The organism is Modestobacter sp. VKM Ac-2983, from assembly GCF_026967885.1.
In the GTDB taxonomy this organism is placed as follows: Bacteria; Actinomycetota; Actinomycetes; order Mycobacteriales; family Geodermatophilaceae; genus Modestobacter.
In genome coordinates, this window is sequence record NZ_JAPVBK010000008.1 from 2,006 (window position 1) to 3,920 (window position 1,915).

Annotated in this window: 1 rRNA gene (only partly in view); it reads left to right on the forward strand. The window is 58.4% G+C overall.

Annotated elements, in window-relative coordinates:
• The first annotated feature begins 183 nt into the window (after window positions 1-183).
• Window positions 184-1,915: ribosomal RNA gene (locus tag O2W18_RS21580) — 23S ribosomal RNA — on the forward strand (it continues 1,492 nt past the right edge of the window).

The window sequence follows — 1,915 nt, forward strand, 5'->3', positions numbered from 1 at the left end:
CCTGGGGCTGGCGGTGTCGGGTGGTGGGTCATCTTCCGTACTTTGAGAACTGCACAGTGGACGCGAGCATCTTGTAAGTATTGATCTGGATATCCGCGCTGGTCCGCGTACTTCGCTCACCGATCCTGGGTTCACGCCTGGGGTGCGGGGGTGTTGTGGTGGGCGGGCGTGGGTGTTGTGTGTGGTCAAGTTGTTAAGGGCACACGGTGGATGCCTGGGCACCAGGAGCCGATGAAGGACGTAGGAGGCTGCGATAAGCCTCGGGGAGCTGTCAACCGAGCGTTGATCCGAGGATTTCCGAATGGGGGAACCCCGCACCAGTCATGTGGTGTGACCCGCGCCTGAACACATAGGGCGCGTGGAGGGAACGTGGGGAAGTGAAACATCTCAGTACCCACAGGAAGAGAAAACAACCGTGATTCCGTGAGTAGTGGCGAGCGAAAGCGGATGAGGCTAAACCGATCGCATGCCAAGCCGGCAGGCGTTGTGCGGTCGGGGTCGTGGGACGATTCAGATGGTTCTGCCGAACTGTCAGGGAGTCAGAAAGCCATGTGTTAGTGGAAGGCCTCTGGAAGGGGTCGCCGTAGAGGGTGAGAGCCCCGTACACGAAAACTCATGGCCTCCCGAGTCGTATCCCAAGTAGCACCGAGCCCGTGAAATTCGGTGTGAATCTGGCGGGACCACCCGCTAAGCCTAAATACTCCCTGGTGACCGATAGCGGACAAGTACCGTGAGGGAAAGGTGAAAAGTACCCCGGGAGGGGAGTGAAATAGTACCTGAAACCGTGTGCCTACAAGCCGTGAGAGCCTTATGCACCTTCGGGTGTGGGGGTGATTGCGTGCCTTTTGAAGAATGAGCCTGCGAGTTAGCGGTACGTGGCGAGGTTAACCCGTGTGGGGTAGCCGTAGCGAAAGCGAGTCCGAACAGGGCGATTGAGTCGCGTGCTCTAGACCCGAAGCCGAGTGATCTACCCATGGCCAGGTTGAAGCGCGGGTAAGACCGCGTGGAGGACCGAACCCACTTAGGTTGAAAACTGAGGGGATGAGCTGTGGGTAGGGGTGAAAGGCCAATCAAACTCGGTGATAGCTGGTTCTCCCCGAAATGCATTTAGGTGCAGCGTCACGTGTTTCTTGCCGGAGGTAGAGCACTGGATGGTCTAGGGGCCCCACAAGGTTACTGAAATCAACCAAACTCCGAATGCCGGTAAGTGAGAGCGTGGCAGTGAGACTGCGGGCGATAAGGTTCGTAGTCGAGAGGGAAACAGCCCAGATCATCAGCTAAGGCCCCTAAGCGTGTGCTAAGTGGAAAAGGATGTGGAGTCGCAGTGACAACCAGGAGGTTGGCTTAGAAGCAGCCACCCTTGAAAGAGTGCGTAATAGCTCACTGGTCAAGTGATTCCGCGCCGACAATGTAGCGGGGCTCAAGCACACCGCCGAAGCTGTGGCATTCACATGAACCCGTCATCCACTTTCGGGTGGGTGGCCAGGTGTGTGGATGGGTAGGGGAGCGTCGTGTGGCGATTGAAGCGGCGGAGTGATCCAGCCGTGGACGCCACACGAGTGAGAATGCAGGCATGAGTAGCGAAAGGGGAGTGAGAAACTCCCCCGCCGGATGACCAAGGGTTCCTGGGCCAGGCTAATCCGCCCAGGGTGAGTCGGGACCTAAGGCGAGGCCGACAGGCGTAGTCGATGGACAACGGGTTGATATTCCCGTACCCGCGAAAGAACGCCCATGCTGAACCCAGCGATGCTAACCATCCGAAGCTCGTGACTGCCCTTCGGGGCTGATCGAGTGGAGCGTGGGACCCGGACTGGTAGTAGGCAAGCGATGGGGTGACGCAGGAAGGTAGTCCTACCGGTGAGTGGTAGTACCGGTGCAAGGGTGTGGCCCGCGATGTAGGTAAATCCGCATCGCA